General features: G+C 52.0%; 13 protein-coding genes. 5 read left to right on the top strand and 8 right to left on the bottom strand.

Annotated features, from left to right (window positions below):
- Nucleotides 1–126: 126 nt before the first annotated feature.
- On the top strand, nt 127–2001 hold the full coding sequence (locus AC5JMP_RS05950) for a DNA-directed RNA polymerase subunit gamma (RefSeq protein ID WP_495850524.1): 1875 nt from the start codon (nt 127–129) through the stop codon (nt 1999–2001).
- 117 nt (nt 2002–2118) lie between these two features.
- Nucleotides 2119–6180, top strand: coding sequence for a DNA-directed RNA polymerase subunit beta' (locus tag AC5JMP_RS05945; RefSeq protein WP_495850523.1), 4062 nt, complete (start codon nt 2119–2121; stop codon nt 6178–6180).
- A 74-nt stretch (nt 6181–6254) separates the two neighbouring features.
- On the opposite strand, the gene larE is transcribed toward AC5JMP_RS05945, so the two are convergent.
- The 8 genes from larE to AC5JMP_RS05905 form a co-directional block, all read right to left on the bottom strand.
- Nucleotides 6255–7073, bottom strand: a complete 819-nt coding sequence (gene larE, locus AC5JMP_RS05940; RefSeq protein ID WP_495850522.1) for an ATP-dependent sacrificial sulfur transferase LarE — start codon at nt 7071–7073, stop codon at nt 6255–6257.
- Nucleotides 7074–7167: 94 nt separating this feature from the next.
- Entirely contained in the window at nt 7168–7614 is a 447-nt protein-coding gene (gene aroQ / locus AC5JMP_RS05935; RefSeq protein WP_495850521.1) for a type II 3-dehydroquinate dehydratase, read from the bottom strand.
- 177 nt (nt 7615–7791) lie between these two features.
- Nucleotides 7792–7965 (bottom strand): hypothetical protein, encoded by a 174-nt coding sequence (locus AC5JMP_RS05930; protein WP_495850520.1) that lies wholly within the window; start codon nt 7963–7965, stop codon nt 7792–7794.
- Between the two features lie 193 nt (nt 7966–8158).
- Nucleotides 8159–9112 (bottom strand): malate dehydrogenase, encoded by a 954-nt coding sequence (mdh, locus tag AC5JMP_RS05925; RefSeq protein WP_495850519.1) that lies wholly within the window; start codon nt 9110–9112, stop codon nt 8159–8161.
- 70 nt (nt 9113–9182) lie between these two features.
- On the bottom strand, nt 9183–9398 hold the full coding sequence (locus tag AC5JMP_RS05920) for an NAD(P)H-quinone oxidoreductase subunit O (RefSeq protein ID WP_495850518.1): 216 nt from the start codon (nt 9396–9398) through the stop codon (nt 9183–9185).
- 77 nt (nt 9399–9475) lie between these two features.
- Nucleotides 9476–10273, bottom strand: coding sequence for a hypothetical protein (locus AC5JMP_RS05915; RefSeq protein WP_495850517.1), 798 nt, complete (start codon nt 10271–10273; stop codon nt 9476–9478).
- A gap of 5 nt (nt 10274–10278) precedes the next feature.
- Entirely contained in the window at nt 10279–11214 is a 936-nt protein-coding gene (locus AC5JMP_RS05910; RefSeq protein WP_495850516.1) for an SDR family oxidoreductase, read from the bottom strand.
- A gap of 51 nt (nt 11215–11265) precedes the next feature.
- Nucleotides 11266–11997, bottom strand: a complete 732-nt coding sequence (locus AC5JMP_RS05905) for a DUF4386 domain-containing protein (RefSeq protein ID WP_495850515.1) — start codon at nt 11995–11997, stop codon at nt 11266–11268.
- Between the two features lie 108 nt (nt 11998–12105).
- On the opposite strand from AC5JMP_RS05905, the gene AC5JMP_RS05900 reads away from it, so the two are divergent.
- The 3 genes from AC5JMP_RS05900 (at nt 12106) to AC5JMP_RS05890 (ending at nt 20197) form a co-directional block, all read left to right on the top strand.
- Nucleotides 12106–12987, top strand: a complete 882-nt coding sequence (locus AC5JMP_RS05900) for a MerR family transcriptional regulator (RefSeq protein ID WP_495850514.1) — start codon at nt 12106–12108, stop codon at nt 12985–12987.
- Nucleotides 12988–13133: 146 nt separating this feature from the next.
- Nucleotides 13134–14714, top strand: a complete 1581-nt coding sequence (locus AC5JMP_RS05895; protein WP_495850513.1) for a SagB/ThcOx family dehydrogenase — start codon at nt 13134–13136, stop codon at nt 14712–14714.
- A gap of 146 nt (nt 14715–14860) precedes the next feature.
- Entirely contained in the window at nt 14861–20197 is a 5337-nt protein-coding gene (locus AC5JMP_RS05890) for an nSTAND1 domain-containing NTPase (RefSeq protein WP_495850512.1), read from the top strand.
- Nucleotides 20198–20286 lie beyond the last annotated feature (89 nt).

Raw genomic sequence — 20286 nt, 5'->3', positions numbered from 1 at the left:
ATGAGGCGATCGTCGGCGCTGTTTTCTAGAGACTGTGTTGCTAAGACCCGATTTTAGGAGTCAGCCTTCTAGAAGCTTTCAGAAGGGTGATGAATACCTGCCAGGAGTATGAGGAAATAACTTGCGATGGCTAAGCTAGAGCAGCGGTTTGACTATGTGAAGATTGGTCTGGCCTCTCCAGAGCGGATTCGGCAGTGGGGAGAGCGGACCCTGCCGAATGGCACTGTAGTCGGTGAAGTGACCAAGCCAGAAACCATCAACTACCGGACGCTAAAGCCGGAAATGGATGGCTTGTTCTGTGAACGGATTTTTGGTCCCGCGAAGGATTGGGAATGCCATTGTGGCAAATACAAGCGGGTGCGCCACAGAGGCATTGTTTGTGAGCGTTGCGGCGTAGAGGTGACGGAGTCGCGGGTGCGTCGTCACCGTATGGGCTATATCAAGCTAGCTGCTCCGGTGGCTCACGTCTGGTATCTCAAGGGTATTCCCAGCTACATGGCAATTTTGCTGGATATGCCTTTGCGGGATGTTGAGCAAATTGTCTACTTCAACTCTTACGTGGTGCTGAATCCGGGCAACGCTGAGAACCTTAGCTACAAGCAGTTGTTGACCGAAGATCAGTGGATTGAAATTGAGGATCAGCTTTACAGCGAAGACTCTCAGTTGACTGGGGTCGAGGTCGGCATTGGGGCAGAGGCTTTACAGCGGCTTTTACAGGACTTGGCGCTAGAGAAAGAAGCTGAAATTCTGCGCGAAGAAATCGCAACGGCTAAGGGACAAAAACGCGCCAAGCTGATCAAGCGACTGCGCGTGATTGATAACTTTATCGCCACGCGATCGCTCCCCGAATGGATGATCCTGGAAGTGATTCCGGTCATTCCTCCCGATCTGCGTCCGATGGTGCAGCTAGACGGCGGACGGTTCGCGACCTCTGACCTCAACGATCTCTATCGTCGAGTCATCAACCGCAACAACCGTCTGGCGCGGCTTCAAGAAATTCTCGCTCCCGAAATTATTGTCCGTAACGAAAAGCGGATGCTGCAGGAAGCGGTGGATGCGCTGATTGATAACGGTCGTCGGGGTCGCACGGTAGTAGGAGCCAACAACCGACCGCTGAAGTCTCTCTCAGACATTATTGAAGGCAAGCAGGGTCGTTTCCGTCAGAACCTTTTGGGCAAACGGGTTGACTATTCTGGGCGATCGGTAATTGTGGTTGGGCCTAAGCTCAAGATTCACCAGTGCGGTCTGCCGAGAGAAATGGCGATCGAGCTGTTTCAACCCTTTGTAATTCACCGTTTGATTCGTCAGGGCTTAGTCAACAACATTAAAGCCGCCAAAAAGCTGATCCAGCGCAATGATCCCAGCATTTGGGACGTGTTGGAGGAAGTGATTGATGGACATCCTGTAATGCTAAACCGCGCTCCAACCCTGCACCGTTTGGGTATTCAAGCTTTTGAACCCATCCTAGTAGAAGGACGCGCGATTCAGATCCATCCTCTCGTTTGTCCGGCATTTAACGCTGACTTTGATGGTGACCAGATGGCGGTACATGTGCCTCTATCGCTAGAAGCCCAGGCTGAAGCGCGTTTGCTGATGCTGGCTTCTAACAACATCCTATCTCCGGCAACAGGCAGACCGATCGTCATGCCTAGCCAAGATATGGTGTTGGGCTGCTACTACCTTACTGCTGAAAATCCAAAGGCAACTCTGGGCGCCGGAAGCTACTTCTCTAGCATGAAGGACGTGATCGTAGCCTACGAACAGAGACAAGTCGATATCCACTCCTATATTTGGGTGCGGTTTGAAGGCGAAGTAGAAGGGCCAGATTCTGAGAGTGAACCGCTTGAGGTTACTACAACTGAGGAAGGCACTGTTACTAAAGTGTATGCATTCCGCCGAACTCGCGAAGATAGTGACGGCAACCTGATTGCTCAATATATCAAAACTACGCCAGGACGCATTATCTACAACAAAACTATTCTTGATGCGCTGGCACTTTAAGTGTTTGGGCAGAGGTTAGGCAGATATCCGGCAGATACTGGGCAGATATCGGGGCTAAGTGCAGATCAAAGCTGATTAAACAGGACTAGGCTAAACAGATTGAGGGGCAAAGATCTAATGACGGAAGAGCAAAAGTCAACTCAGAAGTCCGAGCAGAAGACCATTTTCCGCAACCGAGTCGTCGATAAAGGACAGCTCAAGAGACTGGTATCTTGGGCGTTTACGAACTACGGCACTGCCCGTACTGCCCAAATGGCGGATGACCTAAAAGACTTGGGATTTCGATTTGCAACTCGCGCAGGTGTGTCTATTAGTGTGGATGACCTGCAAGTGCCGCCTAGCAAGAGACGGCTATTGGCGGCGGCTGAAGAACAGATCCGCGATACCGAAACTCGATACACGCGCGGTGAAATCACGGAGGTCGAGCGATTCCAAAAGGTAATTGACACCTGGAACGGCACGAGTGAAGAACTGAAGGACGAGGTGGTGCGCCACTTCCAGTCCAACGATCCGCTCAATTCTGTTTATATGATGGCGTTCTCTGGTGCACGCGGCAACATCTCCCAGGTACGGCAGTTGGTCGGAATGCGGGGTCTGATGGCTGATCCGCAGGGGCAGATCATTGACTTGCCCATTAAAACCAACTTCCGAGAAGGGCTGACGGTAACGGAATATATTATTTCGTCCTATGGCGCTCGTAAAGGCTTGGTAGATACCGCTCTGCGCACGGCTGACTCAGGCTACTTAACTCGCCGACTGGTGGATGTCTCTCAAGATGTGATCATCCGAGAGATTGACTGTGGTACCGATCGCGGCGTTAGCGTTCGCAACATGACAGATGGCGAACGGATTCTGATTAAGCTAGAGGATCGGCTCTTGGGCAGATGTGTGGCTGAAGATGTCGTTCATCCCAAAACCAAAGAGTTGATTATTGCCCGCAACGAGCCAGTTTCAAATGAGATTGCGCGTTTGATTGGCAAAGCCAAAGTTGAAGAAGTGATGGTGCGATCGCCCCTGACCTGCGGGGCAACGCGATCGGTTTGCCAAACCTGCTATGGCTGGAGCTTGGCTCATGCCTCGTTAGTAGATCTGGGCGAAGCAGTCGGCATCATTGCGGCTCAGTCAATCGGCGAACCGGGGACTCAGCTTACTATGCGGACGTTCCACACGGGCGGTACGTTCACAGGTGAGGTAGCTCCTCAAATTCGTCCAACTTTTGATGGAATTGCCCGTACCAAGCCTAAGCAGTTCCGTTCGCGCCCCTTCCGCACCCGGCACGGGGAAGACGCGCAGATTGCAGAAGTCAGCGTTGAAATCATTGTGGAAGCGGGCGATCGCAAAGAATCCTCTACTGTTCCCCCAGGTTCGATCGTCTTTGTCAAAGACGGTCAAGCAGTCAAGGTGGGGCAAATGCTGGTGGAAATGGCGGCAGCAGGTCGCGTTCGCAAGGTGACGGAGAAAGCGACGAAAGAAGTTGCCTCTGACCTAGCAGGAGAAATTAAGTTCGCTGACGTGGTTCCAGAAGAGAAGAAAGACCGTCAGGGCAACACGACGCGAATTGCTCAGCGTGGTGGCCTGATCTGGATTTTGTCAGGTGAGGTTTATAACCTGCCCCCCGGTGCAGAACCTACGGTTAAGAACGGCGATCGCGTTGAGGCAAATAGCATCCTGGCGGAGTCCAAGCTCGTGACAGAGCATGGCGGTATGGTGCGGATTCCCCTAGAGAGCGAAGGCAATAAGGGTGGACGAGAAGTTGAGATTATTACCGCTTCGGTGCTGCTGGATCAGGCAAAGGTAACGAGCGAAACGCAGCAAGGACGAGAGCAATATTCGATCGAGACTCAGCACAACCAACGCTTCTCGCTGATTGCAACTCCCGGCACAAAGGTGACGAATAGCCAAGTGGTTGCTGAACTGATTGACAATCGCTACCACACCCAGACAGGTGGCATCATCAAATACTCTGGCGTTGAGGTTGCCAAGAAAGGGAAACCGAAGCAGGGCTATGAGGTGATCACAGGCGGTACGCTGCTGTGGATTCCAGAAGAAGCGCATGAAGTTAACAAAGATATTTCTTTGCTGCTGGTGGAAGATGGACAGTATGTTGAGGCGGGCACAGAGGTCGTCAAGGACATCTTCTGTCAAAGCAATGGCGTGGTTGAGGTGACTCAAAAGAATGACATTTTGCGCGAGATTGTCGTCAAGCCCGGTGAACTCCACCTGGTGGACAATCCTGAAGCAGTCATGTCAAAGCATGAGACGATCGTCAATCCAGGGCAGGAAGTGATGCCGGGGCTGACGGTAGATGAGCTGCGCTATGTGGAGTACATTGAGTCTCCTGAAGGACCCGCTATCTTACTGCGTCCTGTTACAGAGTTTACAGTGCCAGACGTGCCTTCCGTACCTAGCCAGGCTTCTACTCGTGAAGAGTCGGGTGGGCGATCGATCCAGCTTCGCGCTATTCAGCGGATGGCATACAAGGATGGAGAGCGAGTGAAATCGGTAGAAGGGCTGGAGCTGCTGCGGACTCAGCTTGTACTAGAGATCGATCAGGATGCACCTCAGCTTGCTGCCGATATTGAGCTAGTTCCTGATGAAACTGATCCGGACACCCTACGTTTACAGCTCGTGATTCTGGAATCTTTGGTGATTCGTCGAGACATGGCGGCTGACCAAACTCAAGGCAGTACACAGACCCGTCTGCTTGTCGAGGATGGCGAAAAAATTGCTCCAGGGGCAGTGGTTGCTCGTACCGAAATTCTCTGTAAAGAGGCAGGTGAGGTGCGGGGTATTCGTGAGGGGGGTGAAGCGATCCGCCGGATCTTGATCATGCGGGATGCCGATCGCTTTACGGTGAATACACGCGGCAAAATGCCCACCGTCAAACAGGGCGAACTGCATGTTGCAGGTTTTCCGGTTGCTCCGGGCGTTCCTCTAGAAGAGTCGGGGCAGGTGATTGAAGCCTCAGAAGGTCAGGTCGTGATGCGGATTGCGCGTCCTTACCGCGTATCCAACGGCGCAGTCTTGCACATTGATGATGCTGATTTGGTGCAACGGGGTGATAACTTGGTGCTGCTGGTGTTTGAGCGGGCGAAGACAGGAGACATTATTCAGGGTCTACCCCGAATTGAAGAACTGCTAGAAGCCCGTAAGCCCAAGGAAGCCTGCATTCTGGCAAAGCGTCCTGGCACAGCTCAAGTTGTTTACAGCGATGATGAGTCGATCGAGATTAAGGTAATTGAATCCGATGGAGTGACTACTGAATATCCGCTATTGCCGGGGCAAAATGCCTTGGTGATGGATGGTCAAGACGTAGGTGCGGGGGAAGCGCTAACTGATGGCCCTGCTAATCCTCACGAGATTCTAGATACCTTCTTCACCTATCACCGTGAAACTGAGGGAATCCATGAAGCCTCGCTGAAGAGTTTGCAGGCTGTTCAGACCTTCCTAGTGAACGAAGTACAGTCTGTGTACAACTCCCAGGGCATTGATATTTCGGATAAACACATCGAAGTCATTGTCCGGCAGATGACTTCTAAAGGCAGAATTGATGATGGCGGCGACACCACCATGCTGCCGGGAGAGCTGGTTGAGCTGCGTCAAATTGACCAGGTGAACGAAGCCATGGCGATTACGGGGGGTGCTCCGGCGCAGTATACGCCGATTCTCTTGGGTATCACCAAGGCTTCGCTCAACACTGACAGCTTTATCTCGGCAGCCAGCTTCCAGGAAACCACGCGGGTCTTGACCGAAGCAGCGATCGAAGGCAAATCTGACTGGCTGCGCGGCCTGAAGGAGAACGTTATCATCGGGCGTTTGATTCCGGCAGGTACAGGCTTTAACGCCTATGAAGAAACCAGCATGGTAGAAGTTGATCCCATCTATGAGAGCAGCGTCTTTGAGGATGATCTTGACCTCAGCGATGTGGTTTTAGACGATCGCACGGCTCGTTCATACGATCGCGAAGGCGGCTTTGAAGTGTTCCCGCCCATTCGTACGCCTGGACTGGAGGGTGGGGCTTTTGGTTTGGGTTTCCCCGCCAAGGTGCCTGATCTGTTGGAGGATGACGACCTTGCGTTACCTGCCTTGGAGGACGAAGAAGAGGATGAAGTGGATATTGACGTAGAGGATGAAATTGATATCGATCTAGATGCAGATATTGACATCGACGAAGACTAATATCACTTAAACCTTAATAAAAAGGGGGCGTATTGCGCCCCCTTTTTATTACCCATGCAGCATCAATACAGCCTTTAACTTGTCTGAGCCAATTGCAATACTTTATTTAGCTTGCCGCTGCGATATCCCTCCAGATCGAGTGTGACGTACAAAAAACCATAGGATTGGAGCGTAGTTGTCAAAACGGCGAGGTCGGTAGTCAAAACAAATTCTTTGATCTGCTCAGGCATTAGCTCAATCTGCGCCGTATCTCCGACCGATCGAACCCGTAGGTTCTTTAGACCCAGAGTTCTCAAATGTCGCTCGGCTCTGCCCACGCGCTGCAATTTTGCTGCCGTGATTTCTTCGCCGTAGGGAAATCGGGAGCTGAGGCAGGGCTGAGCAGGCTTGTCCCAGCACGATAAACCTAAATGCCTAGAGATTTCCCGAACTTCTAGCTTGCTGATGCCCAGCTCTGCTAAGGGCGATCGCGCTCCTCGTTCTTTTGCCGCCTGAATTCCAGGTCGGTAGTCTAGCAAATCATCAGCATTGACTCCATCGACGACGTAGGGATAGCCTCGCCGGAGAGCCAATGGCTTGAGAGTATCATGTAGTTCGCTTTTGCAGAAGTAGCAGCGGTTGACCGGGTTTGACGTGTAGTTAGGGTTGTCCATCTCATGGGTTTGAACCACTTCATGAAGAACGCCAATTTCAGCTGCCTGAATCTGAGCATCTTCTAAATCTTCAGGCAGCAGCGAGGGCGATTCGGCTGTGATGGCTAGAGCGCGATCGCCCAAGACATCATAGGCAACTTTAGCCACTAGAGTGCTATCAATTCCGCCTGAATAGGCAATCAGCGCCCGATCCATTTCTGCAAAGAGCGCTCTAAGACTTTCTAATTTTTCAGTCAACATGGCAGTTGTAGATGGATTCTCTCTCTAGCGTAGCGAATTTGGAGAAGCATCCGGTCTAGACTCAGCTTGAGTAGCCCCAATCTATTTAGCTTGATCAATTCTTAGCCTGACGTAAATAGCTCACCAAAGCCTCTAGACCCAAACGATAGCTCTCTGCACCAAAACCGCTAACCTGACCGATCGCAACCGGAGCAATATAGGAATGGTGGCGAAAAGGCTCACGCTGATAAATATTGCTGAGGTGAACTTCAACCGTGGGCAATGCGACTGCGGCGATCGCATCTCTAATCGCAACACTGGTATGGGTATAAGCTCCAGGATTGATCAGTATTCCCTGATGCTGCCCCAAAGCTGCATGGATGGAGTCAACTAAAGCTCCTTCATGATTGGACTGAAGAGCCGAGAGGTTGACTTGAAGAGAAGCGGCTTGCTGCTCAAGAATCTGATTAATACCTTCAAGAGTTTGACGACCGTAGACTTCCGGTTCGCGCCTGCCCAGCATATTCAGATTTGGCCCATGCAACACCAAAATGCTTAGCAATTTAAAACAACCCCGAAGACCTAGTAATCAACTCACGTATTTTCCGGTGCGAACTGCGACTTGCCTGTAAGCGGATATAAAGCCGCTAAAAGCTTCTTGGCTAGACTAGAAGACTGCAGCTGCAACCTAAATTATCCTGCCAGAGAAGCGCTTGTGTCCCATACAAGGCTGGAAGCTCTAGGATCTGCGGCGTTCGTCATTGCGTACAGGAACTGGAACGGGTTCAGGTTGAGCATCAGGACCGAGCAAGGCTTCAATGAGCCGACCAGCCCAATCCTTCAGTCTTTCAAGCGCTCTTTCAATATAATCTATCACCTGGATAGCTCCTTCCATGTAAGCCCACCGCCGCATCAGAAATCCTGATTAAGCAATGTATGTGATTGACTTTACATTTCTATCATAACCAATCACCGCAAATGATCAAGTAGCTTTATGAGGAATTCCATTTTTAAAAAGGTTGTTTTAATGAGCAAGCCAGCAGATGGATTGAGGGTATGCAGCAAGAGAGGTTATTAAATCGACAACGCATTAAATCAACAACGCATTAAATCAACAACGCAGCGTCGAGACTAGAACGCACCGCCGCCGCCGATTGATGCAGCGCTGACGTTTCCTCCGCAGTTAGCTCTAGCTCACAGATTTCCTCAATGCCGCCACAGCCTAGCTTGACGGGCACTCCAATATACAAGTCCCGCAGTCCATATTGCCCTTGCAGGTAGGCGGCAACAGGCAGCAAACGCGGCTGGTTACGCAAGATAGCCTCCACCATGAGGCAGGTGGAGGAAGCAGGCGCATAGTAGGCTCCCCCTGTTTTCAGTAGCTCTACGACTTCAGCTCCACCCTTGCGGGTGCGATCGACCACTCGTGCGATCGCCTCTGAGGACAACAGCTCTGTGATGGGCACCCCGCTGACCGTAGAGTAGCGGGGTAGGGGCACCATCAAATCACCGTGACTCCCCAGCACCATGGCACGAATATCGGTCGGGGAAATGCCCATCTCTAGGGCAATAAAGGTTTGAAATCGGGCAGAATCGAGAATACCCGCCATGCCCATAACTCGTTCTGGGGGCAAACCGCTGGCTTTCCAGGCGAGATAGGTCATGGGATCGAGGGGATTGGTCACCACAATAATCAGGGCTTCGGGAGAATGGGCGATCGCTTGCTTTGCCGCTTGGGTGACGATCTCAGCATTGGTTCGCAATAGGTCATCCCGACTCATACCGGGTTTACGAGGCAAGCCTGCCGTGAGCACGACAATATCTGAGTCATGGGTGTCAGCATAGTCACAGGTGCCCATAATCTTGCGACCGTGCCCCTCAATGCCGCTAGACTGCATCAGATCGAGAGCAATGCCCTGTGGACGACCCGGTAAGACATCCAGCAGAACCACATCTGCCAAGTTTTTTTCAGCAATACGCTGAGCCAGTGCCCCACCCACATTTCCAGAACCGATGATTGAAACGCGAGTTGAACGGTGAGACGGAAACGTTGAAGTCATGGCTTGAAAGGGTCAAAATCTGCGTAGGAATTCAAATCTTGCCCTCAACACAGTGAGAATCCGGCAAAAATTAACCAACCTTTTCCAATTGATCGGCTTTAAGCCAAAAATTGGGGGTTGGAACGTAACCAAACTTAACTAAAACGTAATCACCCTTGGCCTCCAGCACTTCGCCTTTGGTCTCAAAAATATAGGGAGGGAACCGCACGTCACTGGCTTTTGCCTCCAGGCTATTCTCAAGCTGCTCTCGAATTGCCCGAACCACGTCTCCTTTTTTGACTGCCATATTTCTAGCCTGTAGGTGGACTGAACGACTGTATTGCTCAGCTTAATTGCCCTGATTTTAGCGGATTTTGGCAATCTCTAGTCTTTTTCAGGTGCCTGAATGCTGTAGGTGCCGTCAGGGGTTTTGACGACCTTGCTGCCCAGAGCCTCAATTCGGTCGATCGCCATCTTCTGAGTGCGATCGTCGGGAGCAGTGCTGAGAATCATTGTCCATGCCGACACCTGAGCTGTTTTGCTGTTAGGATTTCGAGTCAGAAAATCGACCGTTTGCTGAGAGCTATCCGCAACGTCTGCACTTCCGGGCAGGGAGGAGAGTCGCGCCCAAGTTGCTGCCGTTGCAAACGACTGTCGAGCTGCTTGGGCATCTCCTAGAAACAGCAGTTGATCGATGCCGAGCTGCCGCCAAGCGTAGTAAGAGCCAGGGGGCACGTTGGGCTTGAGGGATTGCAAACCCTGCTGCATCAACACCACGGATTTTTCGGGCATCCCAGCATAAAGAGAGATGCTGGTAGATGCAAACGTGTAGGTATTTAGAAAATAAGGATCGCGGCTCAGAATGACCTCAAAATAGTCAGGACTGAGGCTATAGTCTGTCTTGGTGCGAGCCGGCTCATCGCCAAAGTATTGGAGAAAGCTCAGAAAAGACCAGTCGGCAAGCAAATTATTGAAGCCGAAGCTCGGAAGACTTTTCACCAGATTGAGACGTGCCCGCTCGACCTCAACTTCCTGGCGAATTTTTTCGGCAGAAACCGTTTGACTCCGGTTTGCCAAGCGCTGAATTTGGGGGAATTGTAGAGAGGCGATCGCCCCTACCCCAACCGAAATCAGGGCGATCGACAGCAGAGGCTTCCAATCTCGATCAAAGGTTGTTCGCATAGATGCTATTTGCCTTGCTTACGGTACCACTCTAATGTTCCCCGAATCGCGGTGCGGAGCGGCGTTGCATGATTGCCAAACGCCTCAACATATTTGGTGTGATCGACGACAAAAGGCTGTTCAAACTCATACATCATCTCAACTGTTTCGCGGGCTTCGGGAATGAACACCCCAGCGAGACGCATCATGAATTTTCCCATGCCGTCCATTTTAGGCGAATGTCCAGCTTCTTCAAACGCAAGGGTGAGGAATTGGCGAGTTGTGACGGTTTCAGCATTGGGAACATGCCAGATTTGCCCTAAGGCTTCTTCTCGCTCCGCCAAAGCAACCAGCGCTTTGCCAAAGTCGTCAATAAAGGTGTACGTATGGGGTAGATCCAGGTTGCCCACCGCAGCAGCCGTTTTGCCCGCCAGCACTGCCGGAAAGACGCGATCGCCCATCACGGAACCCAACACGCCAGGGCCATAAAAATCTGAGCCACGGGCGATCGCCACACGTACCAATCCCTGCTGATGTGCAGATAGGAGCGCTTCTGCCATCTGAGCGCGGGTGCGCCCTTTGCGGGTCGTTGCCGCATTAGGTAAGGCTTCGTGCATCGGGCAATCTACCGCCCCATACATGTAGAGGTTATCGCCAACAATCAGCTTGGCACCGTTGACTGCCGCCGCCTGCATAATGCTGGCTTGCAGCTTTGGAAATAAGGCTTGCCACTGGGTATAGGCAGGTTGCGCACATTGGTAGACCACGGCTGCCCCTTGCATCGCCTTGCCAGTGCTTTGCAGGTCGTAACCATCGGCAGCAACAACCTCAACCGACTCAGGTACAGCAGCCTGACCGCTGCGATTAACCATCCGAATGCGGACATCATGCGTCAACAGTTCGCGCATTACAGCCTGTGCCAATGATCCTGTCCCAAAAATGACATGGAGTTCTGATTTCATGAATTCTCTCGCGTTAGGAAATAAGAGGATGAATAGGAGAATGTGAAGCGATTAGACGCGATGAAACTGCCGCAATATCGCAATGCCAGCCGCCAAAAACCACAGCTGTAAAACACTCACTGAAACCGTAATGAAGGCACCCAGGTCAACTCCAAACAGCTCAGCCAGTTGGATGACTAGAAGCGTTGCCGACACTAGCCCCAAGAATCCTAGCCATCGGGGTAAGAGACGAGTTCGCAGAATGCTGAACGACACGATCGCCAGCCACAGAGCGGCAAATAGGCTGACTCCCAGCACTTCGCCAATCGACCCGGCATAGTCGTTAAGGACGCGATAGACGACCGCGATCGCCTCACGGGTCTGAGGAGAGGTTGCAGGATTCACATAGAGCGTTGCCAGAGCGGGCATCGGCACTAACCAACGAATGATGCCTAAACAACGGGCGATCGTCGAAGCCAGACCAAACCCGGTGGCAAGGCGAAGCCCAATGGACTGCGGCTCCTCGTTGCTGACAATCCGAGCAGTTGACAGGGCAACTAGCCAAAAGAGAATTGAGTAGATCAGATAAACAAAGTAACCCAGCCGAACAGTGGCGGCTTTTTGCGCCAGAAGCGGCAGCATTACCTCAGCCGGATCACCTAGACTTTGAGGCCAGTTAATCGCGCTGCCGAGAATAGCCATAGGCACAAAAAGCAGCAGACTTTCAAGAATTAGCGCCCATCCTGCGGTGCGGTAGAGAGATTTCTTAGACTGAAAAGAGAAGTTTTCTTGCCTGTGAACCATAGCGGTTATGCTCAAATTGTTCTACAGGTCAAACTATGCAGTCTGACGTAACGTTAGAGTCAACTTGATCGCGGCAAGACTTTTCGTTCTCATTCCAGGGGCTTGCTTATGCTCAGAATTGGCGATTTTTCACGATTAGCCCAAGTGTCAGTCCGAACCTTGCGGTATTACGAGGAATTGAGCTTGCTGAAGCCCATAGAAGTCGATCGCTTCACGGACTACCGCTACTACTCAGTCGATCAACTGCCTCGGCTCAATCGCGTTTTAGCCCTCAAGGATTTAGGGTTCTCCCTCAATCAAATTAAAGACTTGCTAGACAGCGACCTAACCCTACTTGAATTGCGCGCAATGTTGACAGTTAGGCAAGCTGAAATCGAGCAACAGCTTCAAGAGGGAATGACGAAATTGACGCGGGTTGAGGCACGGCTCAGACAAATTGAGCGCGAAGGTAAATTAGCGGACTACGAAGTCGTACTGAAGCGAGTGGAACCGAAAGTCGTTGCGGCAACTCGCCAAATTGTTCCTACCGTAACAGCCATACTTCCGTATCGGGGGAAGATGTATGCAGAGGTCTATACCTGGCTCAATCAGCATCGTATCAAAGCAGGTGAGCCAGAAATGGCAATCTATCACAATGCTGAATATACAGAAAAGGATATTGATATGGAAATGGCGGTAGCGATCGATCCAGCAGCAGTTCCGTCTGCCCTGTATCCCCTGAAGGAACAAGTGTATTTTTATGAATTACCCCTAGTTCAAACGATGGCTAGTCTCACTCGCTATGGCAAACTCAGCGATATCGGACAAGGGTTAATCGAATTATTCACTTGGATGGGTGAAAACGGTTACTCTGCGGACGGAGCCTACCGAGAAATTCATTTATTTGGGCGCGAGTTTGAACAGGTTCAGGATCAGTGGGAATGTAATCCCCAGCTTGATTTTGATGCTGTCGTTGTAGAACTGCAAATTCCAGTTAAACGTTTGTCCTGAAGAGACCTGAAGAGAAAAGACATAGAGAACTCACTTCACAAGCAAAATTGTGATTTGAAGAAAGTCTAAAGATTTGCGTGTGGCAAGATCAGAGTAGTGACGAACCGCCTAGCCTTCCGTATCTAGCCTTCCGTGTAGAGTTCCCTATGGCAGACCGACCTGTTTCAATCGCGCAGCACTATCACAAACGCACGAAATATCATCCGGCTACTCTTAAAGACATCGATCTAGATTGGTCAAAGCAGCCCAGTCCTTTCAAGGAATATAAGATCGGTGCAGCTTTCGATTTAAAGCCCTATTTAACCGATAAGCCGGATAAATCCGTTCATGTTGATGAAGCTGCGGGGAGTCGCCTTGCTGAAGATCAGAGCTGGCGGCGACTTTCACGGCTGCTGTTCCACAGCTATGGACTCACGGTTAAGATGGCGACCCGCATGAGCGGTGAGATGATTTATCTACGCGCCTCTCCTTCGGCGGGCGCGCTTTATCCTGCCGAAATTTACTTAATTTCTAGAGGTACGCCTCTCTTAGCCGCAGGACTCTACAGCTATCAGGCTCAAAGCCATTCTCTGCTCCGCTTTTGGGATAGCGAGGTGTGGTCAACCTTGCAAGATGCCTGCTTTTGGCACCCTACTCTAGATCAAACCCAACTCGCGATCGTTGTCACCACTCTATTCCATCGATCAGTCTGGAAATACCAGGATCGCGCTTATCGTCGGATGTTCCTAGACACGGGACATTTGTTGGGCAACATTGAGCTGGCAAGCGCCATCAACGACTATCGCCCCCACTTAATTGGCGGATTTATGGATGAAACCGTGAATCGGATGCTCTACCTCGATCCTGAGCAGGAAGGGGCGATCGCCGTGCTAGCCCTTGCCGATCGCCTCAATATCCGCGAAAATCTGCCGTTGGCTCCTACCTGTCTGCCGTCAGTTCGTCAAATGACCTATCCCAAGCTGCCCGATGGTGAGCTATTGCCCTATTTTCATAAGGCGACGCAAATTCCTGCCACCCAAGATGCGCCTTCGCTGAAAAAGCTGATTGAGAAGCAGACCCTCCAAGTGGCAACGACGAGTCAGGCAGACCAGTATAACTTTCCTTTTTGCCTAAAAGTTTCGATGAATCATGCTGTTCCTGCGCCGTGGGGAGAGAATTTAGCGGAGCTGGCCAGCACAATTTTAAAGCGGCGATCGACCCGTGCTCTGAGCGGGGCAAGCCTGAGCCTGGATGAACTCAAAACGCTGTTAGACTTCACCTACCAGCCGCAAAACTATGTAGAACAGGGTCTTGACCCTGCCCCTGACTATTTTGATCTGAGCCTAATAGAGACTTTTATTGCAGTTTCAGGGGTTGATGGTCTGGAGGAAGGCTGCTACTACTACGCGCCCAAAGCCCAAGAGCTGCGGCAAATTCGGTTCAAAAACTTTCGGCAGGAGCTGCATCGGCTGTGCCTAGGGCAAAATCTGGGACGCGATGCAGGGGTGGTGCTGTTCCACACGGCGGATTTGAACAGAGCCACATTGCAGTATGGCGATCGCGTCTATCGCTATTTGCATATGGATGCAGGGCATTTAGGGCAGCGGCTGAATCTAGCGGCAATTCGGTTAGGCTTGGGGGTGAGCGGCATTGCCGGATTTTTTGATGATGAGGTGAATGAGGTGTTAGGCATCCCGATCGATGAAGCGGTTTTATACATCACGACGCTGGGGCGACCCCGCCGTTGAGATCTGAAGCGGCATTGCCGCAACCGGAATTGCTTAATCTGGGTATGAATTTTTTTTGAAAGGGTCACTTTGCGCCCCTTTCAAAAAAAATTCATACATGAAATCAACAACACCCCGCCACCCAAGAGCAGCGTTAGGCTAAAATCATGAATCCAGCCAACATCAGAACCAGCCGCGTCAGTTGTGCCCTGGAAACGGGAGAAGCCAAGCTGTGGGTTTTGCTGGTCGGGGTCAATCAGTATCAGGAACCGTACTTTTCAGACTTGTCCTATCCAGCGTTGGACTGTCGGGGGTTGGGCGAGGCGATCGCCTTAGCAACGCAAACTTTTCCCAAAAAAGCGGTGTGGCTCTATCACGACGCATTTGAGCAGCACTCGCGAGAACAGCGTCTACAGCCATTAGTCCAGCCTCCTGATCTGCAAACCGTCCAGGATAGCCTTAAGCAGATCGTGGCAGAGGCAAAACCGCAAGATACGGTGCTGTTCTACTTTGCGGGTCATGGCATTCTTGATCCTGATAGTCATCAGGCGGTGCTGTGCCTTGCCAACACCCGTCAAGAGGCTTTAGCTGAAACAGGGCTTAGCGTTCAGGCTCTGCTGATTTTACTGAATCAATGTCCGGCTCATCAGCAGTGGGTGTGGCTAGATGTCTGTCACGGCGGCATAGTCAGTCATGGTGAGCCTGACGGCAAGGCTTCCCGATCGCATCCAGAACAAGATAGGGGCAGGGTGCCCCTAGTCAACCCGACTTCGCAAATCGTGGAGCTATTGCAGCAGCGATCGGCACAAAACGAAGGCTTTTATGCCTTACTCTCTTGCGACCAGGAACAGCAATCTTGGAAATTCCCGGAGCTAGGGCATGGCGTATTTACCTATTTTTTGATGCGAGGGCTGCTGGGCGGAGCGGCAGACGAGCAAGGCGTGATTGGGGTCAATGCCCTGTATGAGTATGTCTACTATCAGACCTTGCACTATGTCGATCAGACCAATCAGCAGTTGCGATTAGTCAATCAGCAAAAGCGGAGTCGGGGCGAAACTCAGCTTCAGCCAGAATACCCGCTCCAGACGCCAAAGCGGATTGGCAAAGGGGGCGGCAGGCTGATTGTGGGTTTTAAGCCAGAGGTGGCTCCTCTGCGGCACCCCCGGCAGGCTTTTATGATTGAGGGGCTGGGTGGCAGCGCGGTAACGCTGTCAATGAGCAAGGTTTTGCGATCGCAAGGGGGCTTTGAGCTGCGCTACTTTCCTCAGTCTAAGACGGGCTGGGCAAAGGTAAAAGATGCAATCGTCGCAGGGCTGCAAGTGAGCAAACTGGCAGGCGATCAATCGAGCAGATCGCTGAGTCCACAAATCAGTGAAGGGCTAGAAGATGCGATCGTGCTGCTCTATCTGCGGGGACGCGTTGCCCATACGGAAACCGGGGAAGCGCGGCTATTGCTAAAAGATGGGGTAGAGATTAGCCGCTCTTGGTTGCGGCAGATGTTGCGGCGATCGCCCATTCCCCACCAAATCGTGATTTTGGATTGCCCCGGCGCAACAGATTTGGGCGAATGGGTAGAAGATTTACAGATTGAGGCGGGTCAGCGCATCGGTCAATGTGTGATTGCGGCAGCATCACCTCTCACCTATCCTGATACTTTTGCCAGCGTGTTGCTAGAGACGCTAATGGCAGCCGATCCCCAGACCGGATTGCCCTGCGCAGGGTGGATCGCCCAAATTGAGGCAACGCTGGTAGGTAACGCGATCGCTCCGCATCTTTGGCTATCGGGCGATCGGGTAATCGAAGTGCTGCCTAACCTCATGGAGCTGCGGCAAGACTCCGCAGAATTTGATTGGGGGATCTGCCCTTACATGGGTTTGAGAGCCTTTGCGGAAGAAGATGCAGCTTTCTTTTTTGGTCGAGAACTGCTGATTCAGCAATTGATTAAAGCGACCGAGCGATCGTTTCTGGCGGTAGTGGGGGCTTCTGGCAGCGGCAAGTCTTCCGTGGTGATGGCAGGGCTGATGGCAGAGTTGCGCCAAGGCAAGCGGGTGCCAGGGAGCGATGCCTGGTGGATGGGCAGCCTGCGTCCAGGAGCGCATCCTGTAGAGGCTCTGATTCAGTGTCTTGCGGAGGGAAATACAGAAGCCGATCGCCAGTATCATCAGCTCCAGCTAGAAGGAATGCTGAATCAGGGATCTGAAGGCTTTGTTCACTGGCTGCGCTCCTGTCCTGAGCCAGTAACGGTGCTGATCATCGATCAGTTTGAGGAGCTTTTTACCCTAGCTTCTGCGGCAGAGCGGCAAAGATTTCTAGATCTGGTGTTGGGCGGATTGGAACATGCTAGCGATCGCTTCAAGCTGATCCTGACCCTCCGCAGCGATTTTATAGCGCTCTGTTTGGAATATCCGGCTCTAGCAAAGCAGCTTCAGGGTTCTAATCTGCTGGTTCCTTCGGTGCTGCATGAAGCCGACTATCGCCAGGTGATTCTGCGTCCTGCTGAGAAGGTTGGGCTAACCGTGCAGCTGGAACTCGTGGAGATACTGTTGCAGGATCTCCACGGCACTAGAAGTTTGCCATTGCTAGAGTTTGTTTTAGAACAACTCTGGGAGTTGTGTATTGCAGACAAGCGTATTGCAAACCAGCATGTTGCAGGCGAACTGACTCTTCAGGCATACCAACAGATTGGAGGATTAAAAGGCGCACTAGACCGCAAGGCTCAGGCAGTTTATGACAGCCTTGATCCAGAGGCTCAAGACTGCGCTCAATGGATTTTTCTGTCGCTGACGCAGTTAGGCGAGGGCACCGAAGACACTTGCCGTCGCGTCATCAAGTCCGATCTGATCGTTGAAAAGTATTCAACAGCACTGATTGATCGCACCTTGCAAGCCTTAATCGCCGCTAGGCTGGTGGCTGTGGCAACAGATGCAGTAGATGCAGCTAACCCAGTGATGCCCAACGCAGATTTTATGGATCTGAACAGCACTGAGCCAAGATATGCCGATTCTGAGAGCCTTAATCCCTTTGCTCCTAAATCAGATATTGCGGCTCTGTCACTGCCAACGACCTCAATCGAAATGGTTCACGAAATTTTGATTGGGCAGTGGTCTACTCTGCGCGAATGGCTGGAGGTGAGCCGCGCCAGAGGGCGATCGCAGCGCCAGATTAAGCGGGCTATGGATCAGTGGCGGCACAGCGGTCAGCAGCCAGAGTCCCTCTTGCACGGCATCCGGCTAGATGCGGCTGAAGAAATTTATGCCAATCCTACCCAGACTCTATCTCCAGAGGTGCAGCAGTTTATTGAAGCAGGTTTAGAGAAACGTCAATCTGCCGAACGTCAGGCTCAAAAGCAGCTCAAACAGGCAAAACGAACAATCGCCCTCGCGAGCATTCTGGGAGCTGCGGCATTGGGGCTAGGAATTTTTGCCTACCTGCAACGGCAGCAGTCCTTGATCCGCGAGATCAAAACCCTGAACGCCTTGTCAGAGTCGCAGCTTTTGAGCAACCGATCGCTAGAGTCGCTGACAACTGCCCTTGAGGCAACCCAGCAAATGCAGCAGCTAGGCTTCATGGGCGGTGCAGCAGACATAACAACCCAGACGATCGCCACTTTAGAACAGTCTATTGAAGCAACCCAGGAGCAAAATCGGCTGGAGGGGCATACCCAGTCGGTGAACAGCCTCAGCGTTAGTCCAGACGGTCAGATGATTGCTTCAGGCAGTGATGATACCACGGTGCGGCTTTGGCGATTGGATGGAACGTCCCTTGGCACTTGGCAAACTTCGGGGCGGGTGCGAGCTGTAGAATTTAGCCCAGATGGACAAACGGTCGTGACTGCCAGTCTTGAAGGGGAGACTTCGGCGATCGCCCTGTGGAACGTAGCAGACGGCAAGGTGCGGCTCAGGATAGACGTGCCTGACCAGATTAGCAGCCTTGTCTTTAGTCCAAATGGCGCATTTTTGGCGGCTGGGGGGCATGATGGCACGGCAAAAATTTGGAATGCTAAGAGCGGAAGGCTGCTGCGAACGCTGACCGGGCATCAGGGTCAGGTCAATGCGATCGCCTTTAGCCCCGACAGCCGCACTTTGGCATCAGCAGGGGAAGACAATGCCGTTAAGCTTTGGGATATTGTCAAGTCTCAGATGATTCGCAGTTTGGCAAGTCGTCCTGCGGCAATTTACGGCATCGCTTTTAGTCCAGATGGCAAGAGCCTTGCTGCCGCAGGAGATCCGGCGCTACCCGATGGCAATGCTGCCCTAATGCTCTGGGATTTAACGAAAGGAAATCTGGCTCAAGGAGCTTCAGCCAGTGGCACGGCTCAAATCCTGGAGGGACACCGTACCCCCGTTAGTTCTATCGCCTTTAGTCCCGATGGCAAGTCTCTTTTGTCTGCCAGTGGAGACGCAACGCTGCGGCTGTGGCGCGTCCGCGATGGGGCATTCATTCAGGCGCTCAAAGGGCATAGCAGCGCCGTGTTGACTGCCCGCTTTAGTTCAGACGGCAACACCGTATTTTCGGGTGGCGCTGATAAAACTGTGCGATCGTGGGACATTCGATCGCTTCAGCCGCCGACGGATAGTGCCTATGCCTTAAGCCTTAGTGCCCGCACCTTTGCTCTAGCGGGTTGGGATGGCACCATTCGCGTTTGGGATCAAGATAAACTTCAGTTGATTAAGTCTTGGGAAGGACATAAAACATCCATTTCGGCTCTGGTCTACAGTCCGGATGGCAGCCTCCTAGCCTCTGGTGGCGATGATCCAACGATTAAACTTTGGGATGCTAAAACTGGGGAACTGGTGCGATCGCTTATAGGACACAAAGCCCGCATCAACAGTCTCGGCTTTAGCCCGATCGACAATCTGGTCATTTCCGGCAGCGATGACCAGACGCTGAAGTTGTGGAACCTAACGGATGGTCGGATGATTAGCAGCTTTAGCACCGCACCTGACAGCGCCAGCAGCGTTGCCTTTAGCCCCGACGGCAGAATTCTGGCGATCGGCGGATACAGCAACACCGTCAAGCTGTGGCGAATCGATGGCACGCTGCTACAGACGCTCACCGGACATAGTTTGGCAGTAACAGCGATCGCCTTTAGCCCTGATGGCAATACCCTAGCCTCTGCAAGCTGGGACAACACCATTAAACTCTGGCGGGTTCAGGACGGCACGCTGCTACAGACGCTCACGGGGCACCAAAATGGTGTAACCAGCCTCGCCTACAGTCCTGATAGTGCCACTCTAGCATCTGGGGGTGCAGACCATGCCCTCAAGCTCTGGAATGCCGAAACAGGCGCCTTGATCAAGACTCTCATCGGACAATCTGATCCCGTTCTTAGCCTCAGCTTTAGCGCAGATGGCAAAACGATCTTCAGCGCTAGCGAAGCTACAGGATTTCGCTACTGGGATTTGAATGAGGATAAGCTGTTTCGGAGAGGGTGCGATCGGCTCCAAGACTATCTACGAACTCATCCAAATGTGGGCAAAGGCTTGCTCAATAATTGTTCTTGAAGGATTGAAAGTGTTCTTGAAGGATTGAAAGGTGCCGAGTACCCTTCAATCCCTCAAATCACCCAAATCACCCAAAATCCCTAATTTCA

Source organism: Drouetiella sp., from assembly GCF_059504425.1.
The sequence above is the reverse complement of the archived record's forward strand: the minus strand, read 5'-3'. Positions and strand labels throughout refer to the sequence as shown.